Source organism: Rubripirellula amarantea, assembly GCF_007859865.1.
GTDB classification, from domain to species: domain Bacteria; phylum Planctomycetota; class Planctomycetia; order Pirellulales; family Pirellulaceae; genus Rubripirellula; species Rubripirellula amarantea.
This window is the reverse complement of the sequence record NZ_SJPI01000003.1, coordinates 330,393-351,048: the sequence shown is the minus strand read 5'-3', so window position 1 is coordinate 351,048 and position 20,656 is coordinate 330,393. Positions and strand designations below refer to the sequence as shown.

Below are 20,656 nucleotides of genomic sequence, written 5' to 3'. Positions count from 1 at the left end.
GCTATTGCTCCTGCTTTTTCAGGAGGAGAATGCTGAGCATCCAGAATGCCGGCGAAAATAATGCGAGCTTGATGAGGTCGGGCGTCAACGACGCAGCACTGAGTCCTTTGGTAAACGTGCCCACACTAAGATGAAGGTAGTACGCGGCTGGCCAGAGGGATCCCATTGCGCGAGCTACGCCTTCAAGCGTTGAAACCGGTTGGAACATCCCAGAGAACTGCATCGTCGGCATCATGGACAAGATTGCCGCTAACAACACCGCGGTGACCTGATTGGAAGCGAGGTTCGAAACCAGCATCCCGTACCCAGTCGTTGCGGTTACGTAAAGCAATGCCCCAATCGTGAGCGTCAATAGGCTCCCTTTCATCGGAACATGCAACAAGAAGACCACGACGATGGTCAGGATGAAGTAGTTTGCCATTCCGATAGCGATGTAGGGTAGTTGTTTGCCAAGCAAGAACTCCATTCGTCGCGTCGGAGTGACGTAGAAATTGGTGATCGTGCCGATCTCTTTTTCGCGTGCGACACTGACCGCCATTAAGATGGCCGGAAACAACAACAGCATCATGGAAGGAACGGATGGACCGATGGCATAGATGCTTTCGAACGTGGGGTTATACTTGTAGCGGACTTCAAACGACTCCAGTTCGCTTGTAGCGAGGGGTGATGTACTTTCGCGAGCAAACCTTTCGATGGACTTGCCATGAGCGCCCGCGACATAGCCTTCGATCGTTGCCGCGCGAGATGGGTCCGCACCATCAATCCAAACCGACACTTCGGGACTGCTGCTTCGTTTCAAGTCGCGACCAAATGACGGAGGGATCTCGATTGCCATCGTGATCCTGCGACCCGCGAGCCTCGTTTCCAGATCATCGTTGTTAAGCAGTTCTGCCTCTTCCGTGAAATAGCGAGAACTCGAATACTCTTGCAAATAGGCTCGGCTCGCGGGTGATTGGTCTCGGTCAAGAACGGCGTAAGAAAGGTTTTCAACATCCGACGAAAGTCCGTAGGCAATCACCAGCAAAAGCAAAAGGCTGCCACCGAAGGCAAAGGTCAACCGAACAGGATCTCGCATCACTTCCATGGTCTCGCGATAACTGAAGGCCAGCAAACGGTTCAACCCTGCGAGCGGGCGATTAGTCGACTGCTGCACGCGCGAAGGCGAAGAAGTTACGACCGCATTGGCCAAACCAGTCGTTGCCAAACCAGTCATTACCGGACCAGTCATTACCGGACCTTTGACTAACGCATCCTGTGGCTCACTTGTTTGTCGTCGTGCGTGATTTGCCTTCAGTCCATGCGTTTGATTTTCCAGTGGCGACAAGGAAAGAGAAGGCGTAAGCGTCGGCGGATCAGAATTGGCTTGTTCAATTGAGTTGATAAACGCTTTTTCGAGGCCAAGGACTCCCCCGCCCTGCGGGTTGGCAATCGCTTGGGGAGTGTCCTGTACCAAGACCCTTCCAGCGTGCATTAACGAAATGCGGTCGCATCGCATTGCCTCGTTCATGAAGTGGGTGGAAATGAAGATGGTGACGTTCTGGTTTCGCGACAAGTCGATCAACAATTCCCAGAACTGATCGCGGGCGACCGGGTCAACGCCAGAGGTGGGTTCATCAAGAATCAGCATCTCGGGTTCGTGGACGATAGCGACTGCAAGCGAAAGCCGCTGACGCATTCCAAGCGGCAAAGAGTTCGCCTTTGCGGTCGCGAAATCTTGCAATCCGAAATTCTCAATAAGCTCGTTAATCCTTGCTTGAGTCTTCGAAGGTGACATTTTAAAGAGCCGAGCATGAAGCTTTAGGTTTTGACGAGACGTAAGTTCTCCGTAGAGTGAGAATCCCTGAGACATAAATCCAACTCGATGACGCGTTGCCAAGTCATCGGCGTCCACTTCTTTTCCCCACAACCAAGCCGTGCCTTCGGACGGCGGTAGTAGCCCGGTCAGCATCTTCATCGTTGTGGTTTTGCCACATCCGTTTGACCCCAGGAAACCGAAGATCTCGCCTTCTTGAATTCGGAAACTGACGTGATCGACAGCGGTGAACTCGCCAAAACAGCGCGTCAAATCCTTCGCCACGATGGCTGTCGCGCCGTCGCCCGGGGGTCTTGGTGATATCGTAAGTTCTTGATGCCCGCCTTTTTTCGCGGCCGGTAGCAAGGCAACAAACGATTGTTCCAAACTATCGGTCTTCGTGCTCGTCTTGATTTCATCAGGGCTACCCGTTGCTAGAACCTTGCCCGAGTCCATCGCTATCAACCAATCAAATTGCTGAGCTTCATCCATGTAAGCGGTCGATACCAAAACACTCATTTCCGATCGTTCGGAGCGAATCGAAGCGATCAGTTCCCAGAATTGACGTCGAGACAGCGGGTCAACGCCAGTCGTTGGTTCATCAAGAATCAGGAAGTCAGGATCATGAATCAAAGCGCAACATAGGCCTAACTTTTGTTTCATGCCTCCGGATAGTTTGCCAGCAGGTCGTTGTAGAAACGAGTTGAGACCTGTCGCCTCGGTAAGACGTGCAATGCGTGTTTTGCGTTCGTGGCGAGATTGTGCGTAGAGCTTCCCAAAGAAGTCCAAGTTTTCGTGGACGCTTAGCTCTTGATAAAGGTTCTTGCCCAATCCTTGGGGCATGTAAGCGATTCGCGTGCAGACTGAATTACGATGCTTTGACTTCGCCATGCTCCCGCCAAACACGCTTACAGTGCCGCTTTGCAGTTTTCGAGCCCCTGAGAGCAACCCCAGCAAGGTCGACTTACCGACACCATCGGGACCAATCAAACCAAGAATCTTGCCAGCGGGAATTTTTAGCGAGACATTGTCGATCGCCATCGTCTTGCCGTAGACGTGAGTGACATCAACCATCTCGGCAACGTTGCGAACGCTTGCGTCCCTATCGGTACGATGAAGATCACTCATCGATCGAAATGCATTTGAGAAAGGTCGTCGGGGAACAAGCGATCGAGTTGTTCCGGCCAATCGACCGTGTCGTCGATCTTGACATAGGCCACTCCACGGATACCCGATTTGATCTTTTCGATGTGCTTTACTACTTGCTCTTGTGGGACTTGGATCTTGACGCGAAACATTAACTTGTCGCGTTCTTCCTGGGTTTCAACTTGCTTGGGCGTAAACTGTGCTTCTGGGGAAACGAATGTTACTTTGGCGACTCCCGCGTAACCGGGAGCGACATCAAGGACGATACGAGCATCGGCACCGATGGAAAGCTGGGTGGCTTGCTTAGCCGGCAGAAAGATCTCCATATAAATATCACTCAAGTCCATCAACGTGAGTACCTTTCCACCCGCTGATACAACTTCGCCTTCTTCGGCAAGTCGATAGAGAACTCGCCCCTTCGTCGGAGCCTTCAGCTGCGCATCGGCAATCTGGACTTCGATTCGATTAACGGCTGCCTTCGATGCATCAGCGGAACGTCTGGCCGTATTGACCGATGCCTTCGCAGCGGCCAAGGATGCGCTGGCAACTTCACGCTGACTTTTTTTCTGGTCGTATTCCTCTTGCGAAATCGCTCGCTGGGGCAGCAATTTCGCGGCCCGTTCCAGATCACGTTTTGCCAGCTGAAGTTGACTGTCGCGTTCCAGAAGGACTGCCTCGGCCTGAGTGATGGCTTGTTCAGCCTCCGCGAATTGAGCTTTGGCTTGCGCCAAGGTTGCTTGCAGTTCAAGCGTATCCATTTGGACCAAAAGTTGTCCCCTCTCGACGAGGTCGCCTTCTCTTGCCAAGACCTTCTCCACACGACCCGCATACTTAGTCGATATGTCAACTTGAACGGCCTCGATTCGCCCGTTCCCAAATACAATTCCCTCCGGCAACGGTGCAGGTTGCTGCGCGAGCCACCATTGCCAACCGAAGTAGCCCGCAATGGCAACGGTCGCAACAAGTGCTAAACGTAGGGTCGCACGTAAAAGATAATTCATGTGTTGAAAGACTTATGGTATCCGTAAGGCAACAGAGATAAATGGACGTTGTCGAGAACGAATTTTAACGCAAGTGTTATGCCGTTTGTTTCGACAGCTCACGCGAGATGATTTGCAATCCGATAGTACCGCTGCACTACTTCGCCTCGTGCATATATGATCAGTCCGATGCTTAGTGTGCTCGGGTGCACGACGATCGCACATGGTTTTGCCAAGCATGCTCGTTATTTCGATGGGTGATTGTCGCCTACGATACATTGGTAGGCTCCCCTCCATAACGAGCTACATCGGGCGCAGCATGTGCGATGCAAGCAGATGCAAGTTCCGATTGAGTCGCTACTAGCTAGTTCAATGGATGAGGATATGACCCGATGACCCTGCTCTACTACGATCCGAAATTCCAAGAACACAAGACTGGCGATCACCCTGAAAACGGTGGTCGACTCTTGCCGGTGGTGCGGCATCTGAACTTTGTTGCCTTGGATTCCAGTTGCCGTCGACCGAGTTGGGAATCGGTTTCGGTTGAGCGGCTTTGCTACGTGCACACTCGCGCGTATATCGAATCAGTGAAGCAGTTTGCTGAAGCTGGCGGCGGGTTGCTCGACGAAGACACGGTTGTTAGCAAGGAATCGTACAACGTAGCGACGAAGGCCGTGGGAGCGGTGTGCGATGCGGTGGAGCGAGTGGTCGGTGGAGAAGACCGAAACGCGTTTTGCTTGATTCGACCGCCGGGGCACCATGCGATGCCGGATCATGCGATGGGCTTTTGCCTCTTCAACAATGTTGCCGTTGGGGCGCGAGTCGCAACGCAAGAGTTAGGGATCGAGCGAGTTCTGATCGTAGATTTTGATGTGCATCATGGTAATGGAACCCAAGCCATGTTCTGGGAGGACGGTGACGTGGGGTACTTTTCCATGCATCGATCAAGGTTCTATCCCGGAACAGGCCATGCTGACGAAACAGGGGCGGGTGCGGGTTTGGGTGCGACTTGCAATTTGCCAATCGAGTTTGGCACTCCGCGTGACGAACAAGAGCGACTCTTCGAGCGCGCCGTTCATGACTTTGCTGCACGAATCAATCCGCAACTTGTGATCGTTAGTGCAGGGTTTGACGCTCACCAACTAGACCCTGTCGGTTCACTGGGACTCGACAGCGAGGACTTTCGGCCGCTGACGCGATGCTTGCTCGATGTCGCCGATCAGTATGCCGATGGCAAGCTAATCAGCGTTTTGGAAGGCGGCTACAATCCTCATGCACTCACAGATTGCGTGGCAATTCATCTGGAAGAACTGCTTAACGACCGAGCTTCCGCGGGCCGTTGATCGCATGGCGGTTTCACTAGTGAAGTGACTTTTTCGCAATCACGACGTCTTGGCCTGGGCGTCGTTGGATAACAAAATCGCGATGGTCGAACATGCGTATCATTCGGTCATTGTTGGGGGCTATTTCCGCCATGACGCTGTGGATGCCCCATCGCTTGCAAATTTCTAAGCAATAGTCCGTCAACATCGCACCAAGTCCGATGCCTTGCCAGGGATCCGTTACGAGGATGGCATATTCGGCTTCCAGGTGATCGACATCTGCGACGAGTTGACCGACGCCAATGAGCGTTCGTACTCCGTCTTTTTCGGTTTCGGCAACGATTGCGATTTCTCGGTCATAGTCAATGAAACAGAATCGGGTTGCCATCTCATGCGTCATGGACTTGAACATGTAGCGAAATCGCAGGTGTAATGATTCTGGAGAACAGCAAGCCACCAAGTTGTGCCACATCGGTTCATCCTCTGGCTTGATCGGTCGAAGCAACACGTTGGTCCCGTCCTTAAGTTGAACGTGTTTGGACAGTTCATCGGGATACGGTCGAATGGCAAGGTGCGAATATCGGCGAGCGGGATGGAGTACGGATTCGCGATCGATCACGATGCGAGCATCAAGTGCCGTCACATCATCGACGGTTGCCAGCAACGGATTGACATCCAGTTCAATGATTTCGGGATAGTCAGCGACGAGGTAAGACAATCGCATAAGCACTTCCACCAAGCGGTCGATGTTGACTCCCGGACGGCCTCGGTATCCATGCAGCAAAGGCCATGATTGTAGTGATTCCAACATTCGCCGCGCCAAGTGATCGCTTAGGGGCGGAAGTTCCAATGCTCGATCTTGGAAAAGTTCTGCATTGGTCCCGCCAGCTCCCACTAGCAATACCGTTCCAAAAACGGGATCACGCTTTGCACCGACGATCAGTTCTCTTCCGTTTGCAGCCACCAGCATCGGTTGCACGGTGACACCATCAACTCGAGCATCGGGGCAATGGTGCTTCGCTCGACTGACAATACGATCAAACGCCTCGGTGACTTTCGCCGGGGTTGCTAGGTTGAGTTCAACACCACCAACGTCCGTCTTGTGAGTAATATCAGGCGAGAATACCTTCAGCACCACGGGATAGCCGACTCGATCAGCACAGCTCACGGCGTCCTTCGCAGTATGTGCGATCAGGGTCTTCGTGACAGGAATCTCATACGCTTCCAAAAGATCTTTGGACGCCGTTTCAGTTAGAATGTCTCCGCTATCGCTCAAGATTGTGTCGAACAACGTGCGAAGCTTCGCACGATTGAGAGAGAACTCGATGGGCACTTCTCGCGGAGTTTCGTATAATATTTCACGGTTTCTCGCGTAAGTCACGAGGTGCATGAAAGCACGAACGGCTTTTTCGGGCGACGAGTAAGTTGCTAGCCCGGCTTCGTTGAGCCGTTCAATTCCATCGCGTACCTTTGCACCACCCATCCACGCCGCTAGCACTGGTTTGTGAGATCGCTTCCCCGCTTCGATGATCGCGTCGGCTGCAGCGGTGGGATCCGTCATCGCCTGCGGTGACAGCACAACGAGAACGCCATCGACATTGGGGTCCGCCAATACGATCTCTAGTGCCGAAGCGAATCTGACGGGCGGAGCATCCCCGAGAACATCAATGGGGTTGCCATGTGACCAAGCCGCGGGCAATTGAGCGTTAAGTTGCTCGACGGTTGAATCGCATAACTCGGCTAAAACGCCCTTTCGTTCCAAAAGTGCGTCGGTTGCCATCACTCCGGGACCACCGGCATTGGTGATGATTGCCAAACGGGGACCCGAAGGCGTCTTTTGTCGAGCGAGTAACTCGGCGCAGTCAAATAGGTCCTCGACATCGTACACGCGAACGATACCCGCTCGAGCGAACGCAGCTTCATAAACGCTATCGACGCCAGCCATTGCACCGGTGTGCGACGCCGCGGCTTTCGCCGAGGCGGCAAATCGGCCTGCCTTGTAAGCGATGATAGGTTTGGTTCGCGTGAAGGCCCGAGCCGCAGACATAAACTCGCGTGCGTCCGCAATCGACTCGATGTACAGGATGATCGACTTGGTGTGGTGGTCCATCGCAAAGTAGTCGATCAAATCTGCCATTCCAACGTCCATCATGTTGCCGACAGAAACGAAATGTGAGAAGCCGACCTTTTCTTGGATCGCCCAATCCAAAATGGCGGTACACAGTGCACCGGACTGCGAAATGAAGGCGACTTGTCCTTTCGGCGGCGCGTCGCTCGCGAAGCTGGCGTTCAGAGATACATGTGGCGCGATAATTCCTAAACAGTTTGGGCCGATAATTCGCATCCCGTCGAACTGTTTTGCCGCAGCAAGTGTTTCTAGCTCGAGAGTTTTTCCCTGTGACGAAACCTCGCGAAAACCCGCCGATAGAATGACCATGCCCCTGATTCCCGCCTCACCGCATTGGCAAACGATACCGGGTACCGTTGCAGCAGGCGTACAAACAATCGCCAAGTCGATCAGCTCGGGCAATGCTGCGACGGACGGAAAACACTTTACTCCGGCGATTTCTTTGTGCTTAGGATTCACTGCATAAACAGTCCCTCTGAATCCTCCGTCGAATCCTCCGTCGATCAAGTTTTTGAGGACGGTATTTCCAACGCTAAGAGGGCGGCTGCTTGCTCCAATAACCGCAACGCTGTTCGGGGCGAAGATCTTGTCCAAATTACGTATCGGCATGTTGGTTCACTCGTTGAATCAATGCGAAGTAGGTGGGGAAAGGCTCGGATGTCAGTAGTCCATAACTTTGTCGGCTTTGATGAGCAACTTTCCTAGTGATGGCATCGTCGTGATTTCGGCATTCCGTTTGAGTGCACCATCGCCAATTCGAGCTGACTTGGCGCAATGGGGACAAAGCACAACCTTGCCACCGCCCTCGGTGAATGTTGCATAGTGCTCGGCGAGCGTCGGTGATTCCGCGCCCCATGTTAGGTCAAGCAACTGGCGTCTTTCTGCTAAACGAACACCTTCCAGATCCAAGAAGATTGTCACTTCCGCACCGTGCTCCTGCATCAGATTGGCCATCTTCAAAGCCATGAAGCACCGGTGCAAGTCGTCGGTGAAATGAGAAAGATGGACGACGACCTGTTGCGGTTCCTGGTCTGATTGGACTTCCGCAGAGTTTGCTGGAGACGTGACAACACAAGCTAGCACGACGGCGAATAGAAGCGAACGCAACATCATTCGGTTTTCCTTTTCAGTGGAACAGGTAATGGTTGGACCTTTGGCTCGAACATTTAACTGGCCAGAAAGGACTCGCATTCGCTGTGCCAACAGAGATGCTTACACCGATTTGGTATGCGCCTTGCGACGTCATCGCGTCCGCGAACCAATTCGCGAAGAACATTGAAACGGCTAGGAGAACACTATGTCAATCAAAACGACCGAGTTGAAGCCCGGTGAAAAAGCGCCTGCGTCCGGACAGTATCAGGAAATTGGTCCCAGAGGCCGGGAAGGACACGAAGTGACTGTTGTCAAAGGCGAGCCTATGCCACCTACGACTGTGTCCGGATCAACCTACAAACTTGTTGACCGAACCAAAAACAAGAGCGGGCTGAGCTAGACATCTTCGTCGCCAAAGCGAGCGTTTGTGCTTGTGCGGTGTGACATTCCGCACGCAACCGAGGTCGCATCTCGATAGCATCATGCGTGCTGGATATGTAAGTCGTTCTTTGGCATCGAATCTGCTTCACCCGATATGCATAACTTTTCAATCACCCTTAACCCCAAGGTACGAACATGTCCGTTGAACTGTGTGAAGTCCAACAAGGAAACTTCCTAGAGATCCAAGTCACTGGCAAGCTCGACAAAGAGGCTTATGAGCTATTTCTTCCTTCGGTAGAACGACAGATCGAAGAGTACGGGAAGATTCGTATCCTGTTCGCCATGCATGATTTTCACGGTTGGGATGCGGGTGCAATGTGGCAAGATATCAAGTTCGATGTCAAACATTTTAATGATATCGAGCGATTGGCGATTGTCGGAGAAAGTAAGTGGGAACGCGGTATGGCAGTGTTTTGCAAGCCCTTTACCACTGCGAAGATTCGCTACTTTGATATCGCTCGTATTGATGATGCAAGAAAGTGGCTAGCGGAATAGTGGCGATTTCTTGCTGGCGTGCTCGCATTCTATCTATGGGTTAGAACGGGCTGTATTGCTGAAGTGTTCATCTTGCTTGTCGAAAGTCGAACGTGCTGCAATCAGCGATGGATGCATCGAACGACTAGGATGAGGTGGTTCTCTGAATAACCGTTATGCGTTGACTCGTGTCCAATACCTTTATGGAAATTGAGGACCTATTGAAACCGTTATTCGGAGTTGAAAGATGAGTCAGGCCAGTCCGTTGAGCAAGACGCCGGAACCTGTAGCCGACCGAAAGCAATGGGCAATTGCGCTGCTGGCATGTGCAGCGATTGCTGTCCACTTAGTTCTGCGGTTTGCTGTAGTGGTTGACACGCACATTCATCAAGCTCCCCTTTACGTGGCGTTGCTATTCGGTGGTGTCCCATTGGTTTGGGGACTACTGGTGAAGTTGTTTCGTCGCGAGTTCGGTTCAGATCTACTCGCTGGAATTTCAATCGTCACGTCGATCTTGCTGGGAGAGTACTTGGCGGGAACTCTAGTCGTCCTCATGCTTTCGGGCGGTGAAGCCTTGGAAAGCTATGCGGTCCGCAGCGCTTCATCCGTTCTCGAAGCGTTAGCGAAACGGATGCCTTCCAATGCCCACCGAAAGAACGGTTCAACGCTAGAAGACGTAGCGCTTGACGAAGTGCAAGTCGGCGACCTGTTGCTAGTGCTGCCTCATGACATCTGTCCCATCGATGGCACGGTGGTCGAAGGACATGGTGTCATGGACGAATCGTACCTGACCGGTGAACCCTACTTAATGTCCAAGACACCGGGTTCTTTGGTACTGTCTGGTTCGATCAATGGCGACTCGGCCCTGACCATCCGAGCCGATAGGTTGGCGGTGGATTCCCGTTACGCCAAGATCATGCAAGTCATGCAGTCGTCCCAGCAACACCGTCCCAAGATTCGACGGTTAGGCGACCAACTTGGGGCTTTCTACACGCCGCTTGCGATCGCGGTCGGTGTGGCCGCGTGGGTTGGATCAGGGGACCCCGTCCGGTTCTTGGCCGTGATGGTGGTCGCGACCCCATGTCCTCTTTTAATTGCCATTCCCGTCGCGATTATCGGTTCGATATCGCTCGCTGCGCGTCGAGCCATCATCATCCGCGACCCGGCAGCACTCGAGCAAGTCGACTCATGCAAAACAATCATCTTTGACAAGACAGGAACATTGACTTACGGCAAGCCAAAGTTGACGCAGCAACTTTGTGCGCCATCGTTCGATCCGCTTGATGTGCTAAGTCTTGTCGCCAGTCTTGAACAGTACTCAAAGCACCCACTCGCAGAAGCAATTGTCGACGCAGGGCGAAATCAACGAGTGGTGCTCAAAGCTTCGAGCCAAATGAGCGAACGACCCGGTGAAGGTTTGCAAGGGATCGTAGCGGGAAAAGAAATTCGTGTTACCAGTCGCCAGGAATACTTGGCAAACCACCCCGAAGCCGCAGAGCGATTACCCGAGCAAGCCGGCGGATTGGAATGCGTGATTCTAATTGATGGTGAATACGCAGCGACGTATCGATTGAGGGATGCGCCGCGGGAGGAAGGTGCTTCGTTCGTGAATCACTTGGGGAGACGACACGGAGTAGAACGCGTGGTGATGCTTTCTGGTGATCGTGAATCGGAAGTCAAGTACTTAGCCGAATTGGTTGGGATCCCGGAATTTCACGGGGAGCAAAGCCCCGAACAGAAGTTGGATTTTGTAACTCAGGAAACCGCTCGCGTGAAAACGATGTTCGTTGGCGATGGGATTAATGATGCACCCGCGCTGATGGCAGCGACGGTTGGGATCGCATTTGGGCAAAACAGCGATGTGACAACCGAAGCCGCTGGCGTTGTCATTATGGACAGTTCGCTTGCGAAAGTAGACGAGTTCATGCACATCAGTCGCCGAATGCGCCGCATTGCGTTGCAAAGCGCCGTGGGCGGTATGGCTTTGAGCGTCGTTGCAATGATGATCGCGGCCGCAGGTTACTTACCGCCGGTCGCCGGTGCGATGACTCAGGAAGTGATTGACGTGGTCGCAGTGCTTAACGCGCTACGGGTTGCGATACCGCCGAAGTCGCTCATTGACTTCTAACGTCGTGTCCGATCGTCCGCTTTGACGATCCCAAGTTGGGCAACTAGGAAGTCCAACGACGACGTCCATTGCCTAGGTGCCAGATTCCAACTTTGGTGCTTGAGCATCAATCGATCGACTCGCCCGCCGATTCACTGAGAACGACCGCTTGAGCGATGAACGAAATTCCCTGCTGACCTCGTGTGTCGATCATCACAGTCTCGACGATAGGTTGATTGACTTCGGTGCCTGCTTGCCATTCGACGATAAAACTTGCACCGCTTCCCCCCGCCTTGTCCTCGCGTTCGATGACGAACTCCGTTGATGCCAAAGGACCTAGCCGTAGAGGTTTTTTAAGCATTGAACGGAGTTCCTTGCCGCTGGTATCAAAGTAGCGGACCGACGTGACGACGATCTCGTGGTCGACGTCGGTATTGCGGATGTTCAACGTAACCGTCAACAGGTAAGGTTCGCCTTGCTGGTGATAAACGTGCGAATAAGCGGGGACGTACAATCGCTGTCCTTCGACGGGGTGCCAAGGCATAACATCAATTTCCATCCGTGCGTCATCCCGAACACTTGGTGCTTGGCTGGGGATGTTGGCTTCAAAGGATTGAAATCGAAACTCCATGAAGACGGCCAGCAGCACGATTGGCAAGACCACAAAGAGAAACAGAAGCAGCTTGATGCTACGGGAGAATTTCTCTGACTGCTCTTCAGTGAGTCGATTGGACATGTTCGTGTTCTTGAGGAATTGGAGGTGATGTGGGTGGGAGCAATAATCGAAGGCAATGCGTTCGAAACCGATCTAGCGAGAATCACAGGGTGAGTATCGCCAGCCAATTAGATTGATAATCTGCGGTTATTCCTTAGGATTCGTTGCCGTATCTGACTCGGATGGGGTATCCGGTGCATCGGGCGGGTTGCAAAGTTCAGGCTCGGGAAGGATTGTCATACCGACATACTCGATTGTCCCGGTGGGCGAAAGTTCTCGGATGCGCAACGCGATTTGTTCGTACTGTACCGTCGCACCTAATTTTACGTCCTTTCCTTTCAGATGTTTGCGTATCATCTGGTCGAGCGTAGAGTCATCTTCAAAGTCTAGGCTCAGCCCGTAGAACTGTTCAATTGCGGCGACCTTGATCGATCCGCGAAGCGGAAACTCGAGCTCTTCGGGCAGCGGCTTAGGCGGTTGTTCACGGTGCGAGAAAATTCGGTCCACCAGCGCTCGCACTCGTGGTCGCAACACCACGATGACATGATCTCCGCTCAACAGCATTGAGCGTCCCTGGGGAGGAATGATTTGTTCATCGCGAACGATCAATGCAATCACGACGCCTTCCGGTAATGCCAGATTCTGAATCATGCTGCCGGTTGCTTGGCAACTTTCGTCGACAAAATAGTCAACGATGTCACCATCGACGTTGGTTAGCGAACTGATTTCGAGTGTCACCGGAGGTGGCAAACGTCGTGGTACCTCCAACTTCAAGTAGCGAGCGACCCAAGGCAAAGTCCAGCCCTGAACAAGCGCGGATACCAGGACGACAAAAAACACAGTGTCGAAGATTACTGACGCGCTGGGCAATCCAGCGATCATTGGGAACGTCGCCAACGTAATCGGTACCGCACCTTTGAGCCCCACCCAGGACAAAAACGTCAGTTCTCGGATTGCTAATTTGAAGGGGGCAGCACAGAGAAAAACAGCGATGGGCCGCGCGACGAAGATCAGGACGACTGAAATCAACAGGGCCGGGACCGCGACCTCTAGTAAGCGACTCGGAAACGAAAGAATGCCCAACGCGGTAAACATTAGTATTTGGCAAATCCATGCGAGCGCGTCGTGGAATAGCAAGATGCCACGATGGAACACGGGGCGGCTGTTGCCAACGACAATTCCGGTCAGATAAACGGCCAAGAATCCGCTGCCTCCGAACTTCGCTGCCAATCCAAACGAGAACAGGCCTAATGCCGTTGCCATAACGGGATACAAACCAGCAGCTTCCAAACGGGTGTGGCTGAGTACCCATGCTCCGGCCCAGCCCACGGCTACGCCGACAAGCGAACCCACCACGATCTGATTCAAAAACAGCGTGACCAATCCGAAACCAAAAGCGACTTCGCCACTGAGCACTTGAATCAGGCCGATGGTCAAGAAGATCGCCATCGGATCGTTCGATCCGCTTTCCACTTCCAGGGTGCTGGCCAGCTTCGGTCGGATTTGCACACCGCCACCACGCAGTACCGCGAATACGACTGATGCGTCGGTCGATCCAACGATGCTGCCCAGCAATAAGCCTTGCCACGCCGATATTCCGAGGATCCAAGAAGCGGCTAGGCCTGTGATGAGCGCTGTAATGAAAACGCCGACGGTCGCCAAGACTCCTGCGGGTTTCCAGGCGGATCGAATCGATTTGTAGGGCGTTCGGATGCCACCATCGAAAAGGATCAGGCACAATGCCACCGTCCCGATTCCGTAAGCGAGCGAGTAGTTCTCGAACTCGATTCCACCGATGCCTTCTGACCCGGCAAGCATGCCTACGATCAAGAAGATGAACAGAACGGGGACCCCCAACCTCGCCGAAAACTTGTTCGACGCAATGCCCAACAGCAGCAGAATCCCGGTGATCAGAATCAGGTTTTCGATGCTAAGCATGAATGGAAGGGACTATGTTTTTGATTTGCAGTACTCGTCAAGCCTACCGTGATCAGTAAGGACACACTAGGAATCTTGCAGAACTCGACCGTTTAAGTCCAGCGGACTTAAGTGCTCGGTTCATTGACTCGCCCATTGAGTGTGCCGTACCTACCGAACATCGATTACCTGTCCCCGGCATACTTGCACCCAGCATGCTCGCACCCAGCATGCTCACACCCAGCATGCTCACACCCGGGCCACCTGCCCCCGCGGTTACCTACCTCGGCGGGACACTGTCCACGTCAACTGGGCGCTGGCCACGTCAACCAAGCAACCGCTACTGAGCAACCGCCGCAGCGATGTGCCACAGCCATGCGTTGGATGGTGAAGTCCTCGCGAAGGGACTGTCCCGATTAATGCGCGAGCCCAGGATTGCATTGGCCAATGAGAATGCACCGGAAGAATGCACTGGACGTTCTTGACATAGATCAATGGCTGGGCTTCGTTTGTGTCAGCTAGAAATAGGTCTCAAGGGGCCGCCGTTTTGTAAAAAAATCACGCAATTTTCCTGTAGTTTTATTTGCGTAACTTGTGACCAATGCGGGGTCCGGGGGCGATCTGATCTTGTTCCATTTGACACCGATGTTACAATTTTTGATGGCAGGAATGTCACCCTCTTCCCAGTTCGCCAATGTTGCAAGTGAACACAAAGACCCCTCTTTTCCGACTCAAGCGTCCAAGCAGCATGATGTCATTCATCATGCTGTTGTTGTTGACGTTGCCAAGTTTGGGAATCACGGCGGTAGCGTCGCGGTCAATGTTTGGCAGCGCGCGACCGGTTGAAACGGAGGAGGTTCAAGAGGTCTTTCCATGTTCCACGAAAAAGCTCGCCCAATCCCAGCGGCGATTAAAAGTTCGTGCTCCGGGTAAACTGAGTGCTTCTTTGGGTGGTCCCGCCTTTCGCGTTTCCACTCAGCCTAGAGCGGTGACTCTACCGTGCGTCTTTGATGGGCATCGAATTGCTAATGGCTCGCTTGCGCCGATGCGATGCTAAGCCAACACGCGTTGGTTCTTCTTTTGTCTGAACGTTGTTTAACGCGTTTCTAAGATTCTTTGCTTCGATTTACCCCAGGTAGGTCAGGTGCCTGACGCTAGTGACCCGAGACGGTCCGTAGCAGTTTGGTGCGCGAAGATTCATTGGTGCGCCGAAGTTCGTAAGGAAGTGCCGTCAAGTTGTCTGCATTGCATCCGTCGCTGTCACCGTTAGTGAGCCCTCATGACTCAACCTGCCTCCATTTTTTCTCCTAGTACTATTTTTCGCGACCTCCTTTCTGGTGTGGTCGTCTTTCTCGTTGCGCTTCCCCTGTGTCTCGGGATTGCACTCGCCTCGGGAGCAGATTTGTTCTCTGGGCTGGTTTCCGGCATCGTCGGTGGCCTTGTCGTCGCAGCGGTCAGCGGTTCTCACACGAGTGTCAGCGGTCCGGCAGCAGGTCTCACTGCCATCGTCGCTTCGCAAATTGCACTGCTGGGTTCTTTCGAATCGTTCTTGCTTGCGGTCGCGATTGCGGGTGTCATCCAAATTGGATTTGGCCTAGCGAAGGGGGGAGCACTATCGGCGTTCTTCCCCTCTAGCGTGATCAAAGGATTGCTGGTCGCGATCGGTGTGATCCTGATACTCAAGCAGATCCCTCACATCTTTGGTCACGATACTGACCCGGAAGGCGAAATGTCCTTCCAGCAGCCCGACCGTGAAAACACGCTCACGGAACTCTTCACGCTCGTTGCCGGTGAGATTCACGTTGGTGCGATGGTGATTGGACTGCTTTCCGTAGCGCTGCTGATGTTTTGGGATAGAGTTCCCGCACTTAAGAAATCGCTTGTTCCGGCGCCGCTTTTGGTGGTCATCATGGGAGTCGCCCTGAGTCTTTGGTTCCGTAGCCTTGGCGGGCAATGGGTGATCGAGGCATCTCACTTAGTGCAAATTCCGATGGCGGGAAGCTTCTCGGAATTCATTGGCTTTTTGCGTCTTCCCGACTTTACCGCGGCGAGCAATCCAGCCGTCTACGTTGCCGCGATTACAATCGCAGTGGTGGCGTCGTTGGAAACACTGTTGAATCTTGAAGCGGTCGACAAACTCGACACCGCCAAGCGAAAGTCGCCACCTAGCCGCGAACTCGTCGCGCAGGGGTGCGGTAACCTCGTCTGCGGATTGATCGGTGGCCTGCCAGTGACTTCCGTCATCGTGCGTGGTTCGGTCAATGTCGGTGCCGGCAGCAAGACCAAGATGTCAGCGATCTTTCACGGCCTGTTGCTGCTCGTCAGTGTTGCTGTTCTCCCACGCTACATGAACATGATCCCTTTGTCCGCCTTGGCGGCGATTTTGTTGGTCACCGGTTTCAAGCTGGCGAGCCCTAAGATCTTTAAGCAGATGTGGAACGAGGGACGCTATCAGTTCACGCCTTTCATCATCACGGTCTTAGCGATCGTCTTTACCGATCTACTAATCGGAATCTTGATTGGTTTGGGAGTGAGCATCTTGTTCATCTTGAACAGCAATCTAAGACGCCCGATTCGCCGAATTGTCGAAACGCGAATGGGTGGCGACGTGACCAACATTGAACTCACTAGTCAAGTGAGTTTTCTCAATCGTGCTGCGATTGACCGTGTGTTAAGTGAAGCAAAACCGGGAAGTAACCTCTCCATCGACGCTTCGCATTCTGACTACATAGACCCAGACGTGCTGAGTTTGATTCGCGACTTCAAAGACAACGTCGCGCCTGCTCGGAACATCTCAGTCAATCTTCGTGGATTTAGGTCGAAGTACCAATTAGAAGATGAAGTTCAGTTCGCTGATCATGCGACTCGCGAGCTGCAAGGGCAACTCACCGCCGAGCAAGTGGTGGAAATTCTTCGCGAAGGCAACCGGCGATTCACGAGCGGAAAGCGATTGAACCGTGACCTTGGAAGTCAGGTCTACGCGACCGCTGATGGGCAAAGTCCTTTAGCGGCTATTCTCAGTTGCATTGACTCTCGAGTTCCCGCCGAATTGGTCTTTGACTTGGGCGTGGGCGACATCTTCAGTGTCCGCGTTGCCGGGAACGTGATTGGTACAAAGTCATTGGGTAGTCTGGAATATGCGGTTGGCGTGTCCGGTGTGAAGACGGTCGTAGTTCTTGGCCATACTCGATGCGGTGCGGTAACATCATCGGTCAAGCTAGTCGTCGATGAACTAGACGCTCAAGCCGTGACCGGGTGCGAGCACCTTCAATCGATCGTTGATGAGATCAAGCCAAGCGTGCCAAGCATGCCAGCGGGATCAACAGATCATCTTTCGGCTGAGGAATTCGAAGTGATCGTCGACGACGTTGCTAAGTTGAACGTCCTTCATACGGTGGACGAGATCTTGAAGCGAAGCTCCGTGATCGGCAACGCGGTTCGTGAGGGGCACGTCAAGGTGATCGGTGCCCTGTATGACGTGAAGTCTGGCAAGATCGAATTCTTCGATGCTGACAAGCTAGACCCACAGCGCGAAGCCGAGCTTGCCAGGTGATGCTGGATAAGCAAGTCGAATCGGTGTCGTGCTTGTCGTAAGATGGTCACGACACCGAAGTGTGCCGGCTCTCGAATGCGGGGCGCCGTTGGCGATGTCCACTTAACCAGCCTTGCTCTCGGTACCATTCCCCGGTTTGAACCAGCCGTTGGAACAGCGGTCGATCAGCAGCGAAGCCGACATCGTGTTGAAGCGCATCCGACGAGCAAGTCCACGAACCAGCAGTTGCCTCTCGCGCTTTGTCGAGGTTCAGAATGTGGGGGCGACGGCAAACTTGGGAAACAAGTTCGTTGATGGCGGCGATGCCCCAAACCGCAGATTTGGGAGCATGCACCACCCAGGTATGGTCTCGGCCTAGCGCCTTACCAATCATCCGGCCAAGTTCGGCATACGTCGGGTCTTCACCACTCGATGCAAAATAGATCCCTGCTGAATCGTTGGGCGATTGATTCACGCGGCGTCCGCGCATGCCAACTTGAACAAGTGCGTTGGACAGATCATCTGCGTGAATGACCGACACCCGGTCATCATCCAAGCTGGGCGCCAAGTGCACGCCCCAGTTAGCGATGCCCTTGAACATTTCAAATCCGTCACGGTCCCCTTCCCCTAATACAATGGGCGGTCGAACAATCGAAATCGGGATCTTCGAAGCGAATTCGATGACTGCCAACTCTCCAGCTCGTTTGCTTTTCCCGTATCGTGACACGGGATTAGCAGCATCGGTTTCCACGCGAGGACGCTGACAGGTCGACGGACCGGCCGCCGCAAGTGAAGAAACATGAACGAGAACCGGATCGTTTGGTGCTTTCGAGCAACAAGCCGCGACATTACGCGCGCCGGTGACATTCGTTTCCGCAAAGTCACTCTCTCGCAAAGCTTTCGTTACGCCGGCTAGGTTGTAAACGATATCGGCCCCTTCCATCGCCTGCTGGACAGCGTCGATGTCCATGATGTCGCCGATCACAAAGCGTGGACGGTATTCGTTCAGTGAACTTAGGTTGGAAGACTTGCGCACAAGGCACGTCACTTCGCAACCGCGTCGAGTGAGGTCTCGTACAAGATGAGATCCAATAAAGCCCGTTGCACCGGTCACTAATGCTCGTGCCATCGTTGTTCCTTAGGTGTGGGCCTTCGATAGGAAGATAGGACTGAATACTCTCAAGCTCGGATACCGACTCGGTTGATACCGACTCGGTTAGCGAAATAGCGAAAGACATGCCATATAGCGAAAGACATGCCATTCACCTGATTTTTAGTCTAAATGTGTCATTCTTTCCAGAAATTTCGGGGCGTTTTTTCGCTCTCGCGAGCACCGCAGTCAGCTAAGCGAGAGTTGCGCACCCAGTTGCCCATATACGCGCATTGCTTCCGCACGGATTACGACTGAGTTCGTCAACCAAGTAATCAAGCACGCAATTCGTGAAATTGGTCTGCCTGTGATCACAGTTGTCATTCACCTCGCTGGCTTCTCTGCCAACTATTAACAGGCACCGAATAACAGACACCTAGGAAAAACCACCGCCGTAGGAAGCTTGTTGGGGTGTCGGTCTCGGCTTCTTCCAACCATGGCACGAGTTTTGTTAGTCCACGAGTTCTGTTAGTACGTCGAGGTCGAGATACATCATGTGGTCGAGATACATTGCCCGGGAAAAATGCGTTTCTTTAGGCGATGCCAAAACTAGTTTTTCAGGATGCTTTCTTGTTGAGCCATGCTGTTGAAAGTCGCTGTGGAAAGACGCTTGTTCATTGAGAATGACCACCGCTATGGTTTCCTCGCGAATCGTTCGTATCGGCGATGCTGGGCTATTGGCGGTCAAATCTGCTTACGCTGTGCGCCTGCGCCGCCAATCTAGACTCTTACTCTGGCAAATCTGTAACTTCCTCGAGCCACCTTTAATACACGAAAGATACTATGACTTTTAACGCCCTGGTTGTTGATAAGAGCAACGATTCCGAAGTCTCGGCTGTGGTAACTCAGCTCACCGAGGACCAGTTGCCTGAGGGTGACGTGACAGTTGCGGTTGAGTACACGACGGTGAACTACAAAGACGGGTTGTGCTTACAGCCCAACAACGGGCTTGTCCGCAGTTATCCTCACGTGCCCGGAATCGATTTTGCCGGAACCGTCGAAAAGAGTGACGATTCACGCTATCAACCGGGTGACAAGGTTGTGTTGACCGGATGGCGAGTGGGCGAAATCCATTGGGGCGGTTTTTCCCAACTGGCTCGCGTGAATGCCGACTGGCTCGTGCCATTGCCCGAACTATTAACAACAAAGCAGGCCATGGCGGTCGGTACCGCCGGGTTTGCTGCGATGCTTGCGATCATCGCGTTGGAAGAACACGGCCTTCATCCGGATCAAGGTGAAGTGCTGGTCACGGGGGCTGGTGGCGGTGTCGGTTCAATTGCGACGGCGGTTCTTGGAAATCTCGGATACCAAGTTGCTGCGGTGACCGGCCGACCGGAAACCGAGCCATACCTAACATCGCTGGGCGCGAGTCGCATTGTGGCTCGCAGTGATATCGATACGGTCGTAAAGCGACCGCTCGAATCGGAAACGTGGGCGGGGTGCGTCGATGCGGTCGGTGGCGAAATGCTCGCACGAGTGCTGGGTCAGATGAAATACGGTGGTTCAGTCGCCGCTGTTGGCCTCGCGGGAGGAGCCAAACTTCCGGCAAGCGTGATTCCGTTCTTGCTTCGCGGAGTGAATTTGTTGGGGATCGATAGCGTGATGCAACCTTACGAAAACCGATTGGCAGCCTGGCAACGTATTGCCAGCGACTTGCCAACGAAAAAACTCGAAGGAATGATTCATCCGGCGACGCTGTCCGATTTGCCCGAGTTGGGGGCCAAGATCTTGGAAGGTCAAGTGAAAGGACGTGTCGTGGTCGATGTCAACGCTTAGCACTCCGGTAGTCCATCCAATCGGCTCGACAGACACCAGTGCGGATGCTTGCCTGACGAATCCGAGATAGAGTCGTTCCAGAAT

Annotated in this window: 14 protein-coding genes; 7 read left to right on the top strand and 7 right to left on the bottom strand. The window is 53.3% G+C overall.

The window, feature by feature from the left end; all coding sequences use genetic code 11:
- Position 1: 1 nt before the first annotated feature.
- Together rbbA and Pla22_RS21265 are read right to left on the bottom strand one after the other, a co-directional pair.
- On the bottom strand, positions 2 to 2,920 hold the full coding sequence (gene rbbA, locus Pla22_RS21270) for a ribosome-associated ATPase/putative transporter RbbA (RefSeq protein WP_146516822.1): 2,919 nt from the start codon (positions 2,918 to 2,920) through the stop codon (positions 2 to 4).
- Positions 2,917 to 3,939: an HlyD family secretion protein gene (locus tag Pla22_RS21265; protein ID WP_146516821.1), complete on the bottom strand. Its 1,023-nt coding sequence runs from the start codon at positions 3,937 to 3,939 to the stop codon at positions 2,917 to 2,919. Before Pla22_RS21265 ends, rbbA begins: the two co-directional genes overlap by 4 nt.
- A gap of 371 nt (positions 3,940 to 4,310) precedes the next feature.
- Here Pla22_RS21265 and Pla22_RS21260 point away from each other — a divergent pair, with 371 nt between their 5' ends.
- Positions 4,311 to 5,261, top strand: a complete 951-nt coding sequence (locus Pla22_RS21260; RefSeq protein ID WP_146516820.1) for a histone deacetylase family protein — start codon at positions 4,311 to 4,313, stop codon at positions 5,259 to 5,261.
- Positions 5,262 to 5,277: 16 nt separating this feature from the next.
- On the opposite strand, the gene Pla22_RS21255 is transcribed toward Pla22_RS21260, so the two are convergent.
- Both Pla22_RS21255 and Pla22_RS21250 read right to left on the bottom strand, forming a co-directional pair.
- Complete coding sequence (locus tag Pla22_RS21255) at positions 5,278 to 7,977, bottom strand: bifunctional acetate--CoA ligase family protein/GNAT family N-acetyltransferase (RefSeq protein WP_146516819.1); 2,700 nt, start codon at positions 7,975 to 7,977, stop codon at positions 5,278 to 5,280.
- A 51-nt stretch (positions 7,978 to 8,028) separates the two neighbouring features.
- Positions 8,029 to 8,478, bottom strand: coding sequence for a DsrE family protein (locus tag Pla22_RS21250; protein WP_242632231.1), 450 nt, complete (start codon positions 8,476 to 8,478; stop codon positions 8,029 to 8,031).
- Between the two features lie 187 nt (positions 8,479 to 8,665).
- Between Pla22_RS21250 and Pla22_RS21245 the strand changes: the two genes are divergently transcribed.
- The 3 genes from Pla22_RS21245 to Pla22_RS21235 all read left to right on the top strand — a co-directional run bounded on the left by Pla22_RS21245 (position 8,666) and on the right by Pla22_RS21235 (position 11,503).
- The gene (locus Pla22_RS21245) at positions 8,666 to 8,860 is read left to right on the top strand and encodes a YjzC family protein (protein WP_146516817.1); all 195 of its coding nucleotides are present in this window, start codon (positions 8,666 to 8,668) and stop codon (positions 8,858 to 8,860) included.
- Positions 8,861 to 9,036: 176 nt separating this feature from the next.
- Positions 9,037 to 9,396 (top strand): SpoIIAA family protein, encoded by a 360-nt coding sequence (locus Pla22_RS21240; RefSeq protein WP_146516816.1) that lies wholly within the window; start codon positions 9,037 to 9,039, stop codon positions 9,394 to 9,396.
- Positions 9,397 to 9,622: 226 nt separating this feature from the next.
- Complete coding sequence (locus Pla22_RS21235; protein ID WP_146516815.1) at positions 9,623 to 11,503, top strand: heavy metal translocating P-type ATPase; 1,881 nt, start codon at positions 9,623 to 9,625, stop codon at positions 11,501 to 11,503.
- Positions 11,504 to 11,609: 106 nt separating this feature from the next.
- Here the strand turns inward: Pla22_RS21235 and Pla22_RS21230 are convergent, their stop codons facing one another.
- Complete coding sequence (locus Pla22_RS21230) at positions 11,610 to 12,218, bottom strand: DUF3124 domain-containing protein (RefSeq protein ID WP_146516814.1); 609 nt, start codon at positions 12,216 to 12,218, stop codon at positions 11,610 to 11,612.
- Positions 12,219 to 12,344: 126 nt separating this feature from the next.
- The gene (locus Pla22_RS21225) at positions 12,345 to 14,135 is read right to left on the bottom strand and encodes a potassium/proton antiporter (protein WP_146516813.1); all 1,791 of its coding nucleotides are present in this window, start codon (positions 14,133 to 14,135) and stop codon (positions 12,345 to 12,347) included.
- Positions 14,136 to 14,759: 624 nt separating this feature from the next.
- Between Pla22_RS21225 and Pla22_RS25400 the strand changes: the two genes are divergently transcribed.
- Entirely contained in the window at positions 14,760 to 14,960 is a 201-nt protein-coding gene (locus tag Pla22_RS25400; RefSeq protein ID WP_165440780.1) for a hypothetical protein, read from the top strand.
- A gap of 433 nt (positions 14,961 to 15,393) precedes the next feature.
- Positions 15,394 to 17,667, top strand: coding sequence for a bifunctional SulP family inorganic anion transporter/carbonic anhydrase (locus tag Pla22_RS21215; RefSeq protein WP_146516811.1), 2,274 nt, complete (start codon positions 15,394 to 15,396; stop codon positions 17,665 to 17,667).
- 46 nt (positions 17,668 to 17,713) lie between these two features.
- On the opposite strand, the gene Pla22_RS21210 is transcribed toward Pla22_RS21215, so the two are convergent.
- On the bottom strand, positions 17,714 to 18,775 hold the full coding sequence (locus Pla22_RS21210) for an NAD-dependent epimerase/dehydratase family protein (protein WP_146516810.1): 1,062 nt from the start codon (positions 18,773 to 18,775) through the stop codon (positions 17,714 to 17,716).
- An 804-nt stretch (positions 18,776 to 19,579) separates the two neighbouring features.
- Here Pla22_RS21210 and Pla22_RS21205 point away from each other — a divergent pair.
- Complete coding sequence (locus Pla22_RS21205; RefSeq protein WP_146516809.1) at positions 19,580 to 20,572, top strand: MDR family oxidoreductase; 993 nt, start codon at positions 19,580 to 19,582, stop codon at positions 20,570 to 20,572.
- Positions 20,573 to 20,656: the final 84 nt, after the last annotated feature.

Excerpts from the sequence above, each read along its gene's own strand:
- rbbA (WP_146516822.1), bottom strand. The coding sequence starts at position 2,920 with ATGAGTGATCTTCATCGTACCGATAGGGACGCAAGCGTTCGCAACGTT.
- Pla22_RS21265 (WP_146516821.1), bottom strand. The coding sequence starts at position 3,939 with ATGAATTATCTTTTACGTGCGACCCTACGTTTAGCACTTGTTGCGACC.
- Pla22_RS21260 (WP_146516820.1), top strand. The coding sequence starts at position 4,311 with ATGACCCTGCTCTACTACGATCCGAAATTCCAAGAACACAAGACTGGC.
- Pla22_RS21255 (WP_146516819.1), bottom strand. The coding sequence starts at position 7,977 with ATGCCGATACGTAATTTGGACAAGATCTTCGCCCCGAACAGCGTTGCG.
- Pla22_RS21250 (WP_242632231.1), bottom strand. The coding sequence starts at position 8,478 with ATGTTGCGTTCGCTTCTATTCGCCGTCGTGCTAGCTTGTGTTGTCACG.
- Pla22_RS21245 (WP_146516817.1), top strand. The coding sequence starts at position 8,666 with ATGTCAATCAAAACGACCGAGTTGAAGCCCGGTGAAAAAGCGCCTGCG.
- Pla22_RS21240 (WP_146516816.1), top strand. The coding sequence starts at position 9,037 with ATGTCCGTTGAACTGTGTGAAGTCCAACAAGGAAACTTCCTAGAGATC.
- Pla22_RS21235 (WP_146516815.1), top strand. The coding sequence starts at position 9,623 with ATGAGTCAGGCCAGTCCGTTGAGCAAGACGCCGGAACCTGTAGCCGAC.
- Pla22_RS21230 (WP_146516814.1), bottom strand. The coding sequence starts at position 12,218 with ATGTCCAATCGACTCACTGAAGAGCAGTCAGAGAAATTCTCCCGTAGC.
- Pla22_RS21225 (WP_146516813.1), bottom strand. The coding sequence starts at position 14,135 with ATGCTTAGCATCGAAAACCTGATTCTGATCACCGGGATTCTGCTGCTG.
- Pla22_RS25400 (WP_165440780.1), top strand. The coding sequence starts at position 14,760 with ATGTTACAATTTTTGATGGCAGGAATGTCACCCTCTTCCCAGTTCGCC.
- Pla22_RS21215 (WP_146516811.1), top strand. The coding sequence starts at position 15,394 with ATGACTCAACCTGCCTCCATTTTTTCTCCTAGTACTATTTTTCGCGAC.
- Pla22_RS21210 (WP_146516810.1), bottom strand. The coding sequence starts at position 18,775 with ATGGCACGAGCATTAGTGACCGGTGCAACGGGCTTTATTGGATCTCAT.
- Pla22_RS21205 (WP_146516809.1), top strand. The coding sequence starts at position 19,580 with ATGACTTTTAACGCCCTGGTTGTTGATAAGAGCAACGATTCCGAAGTC.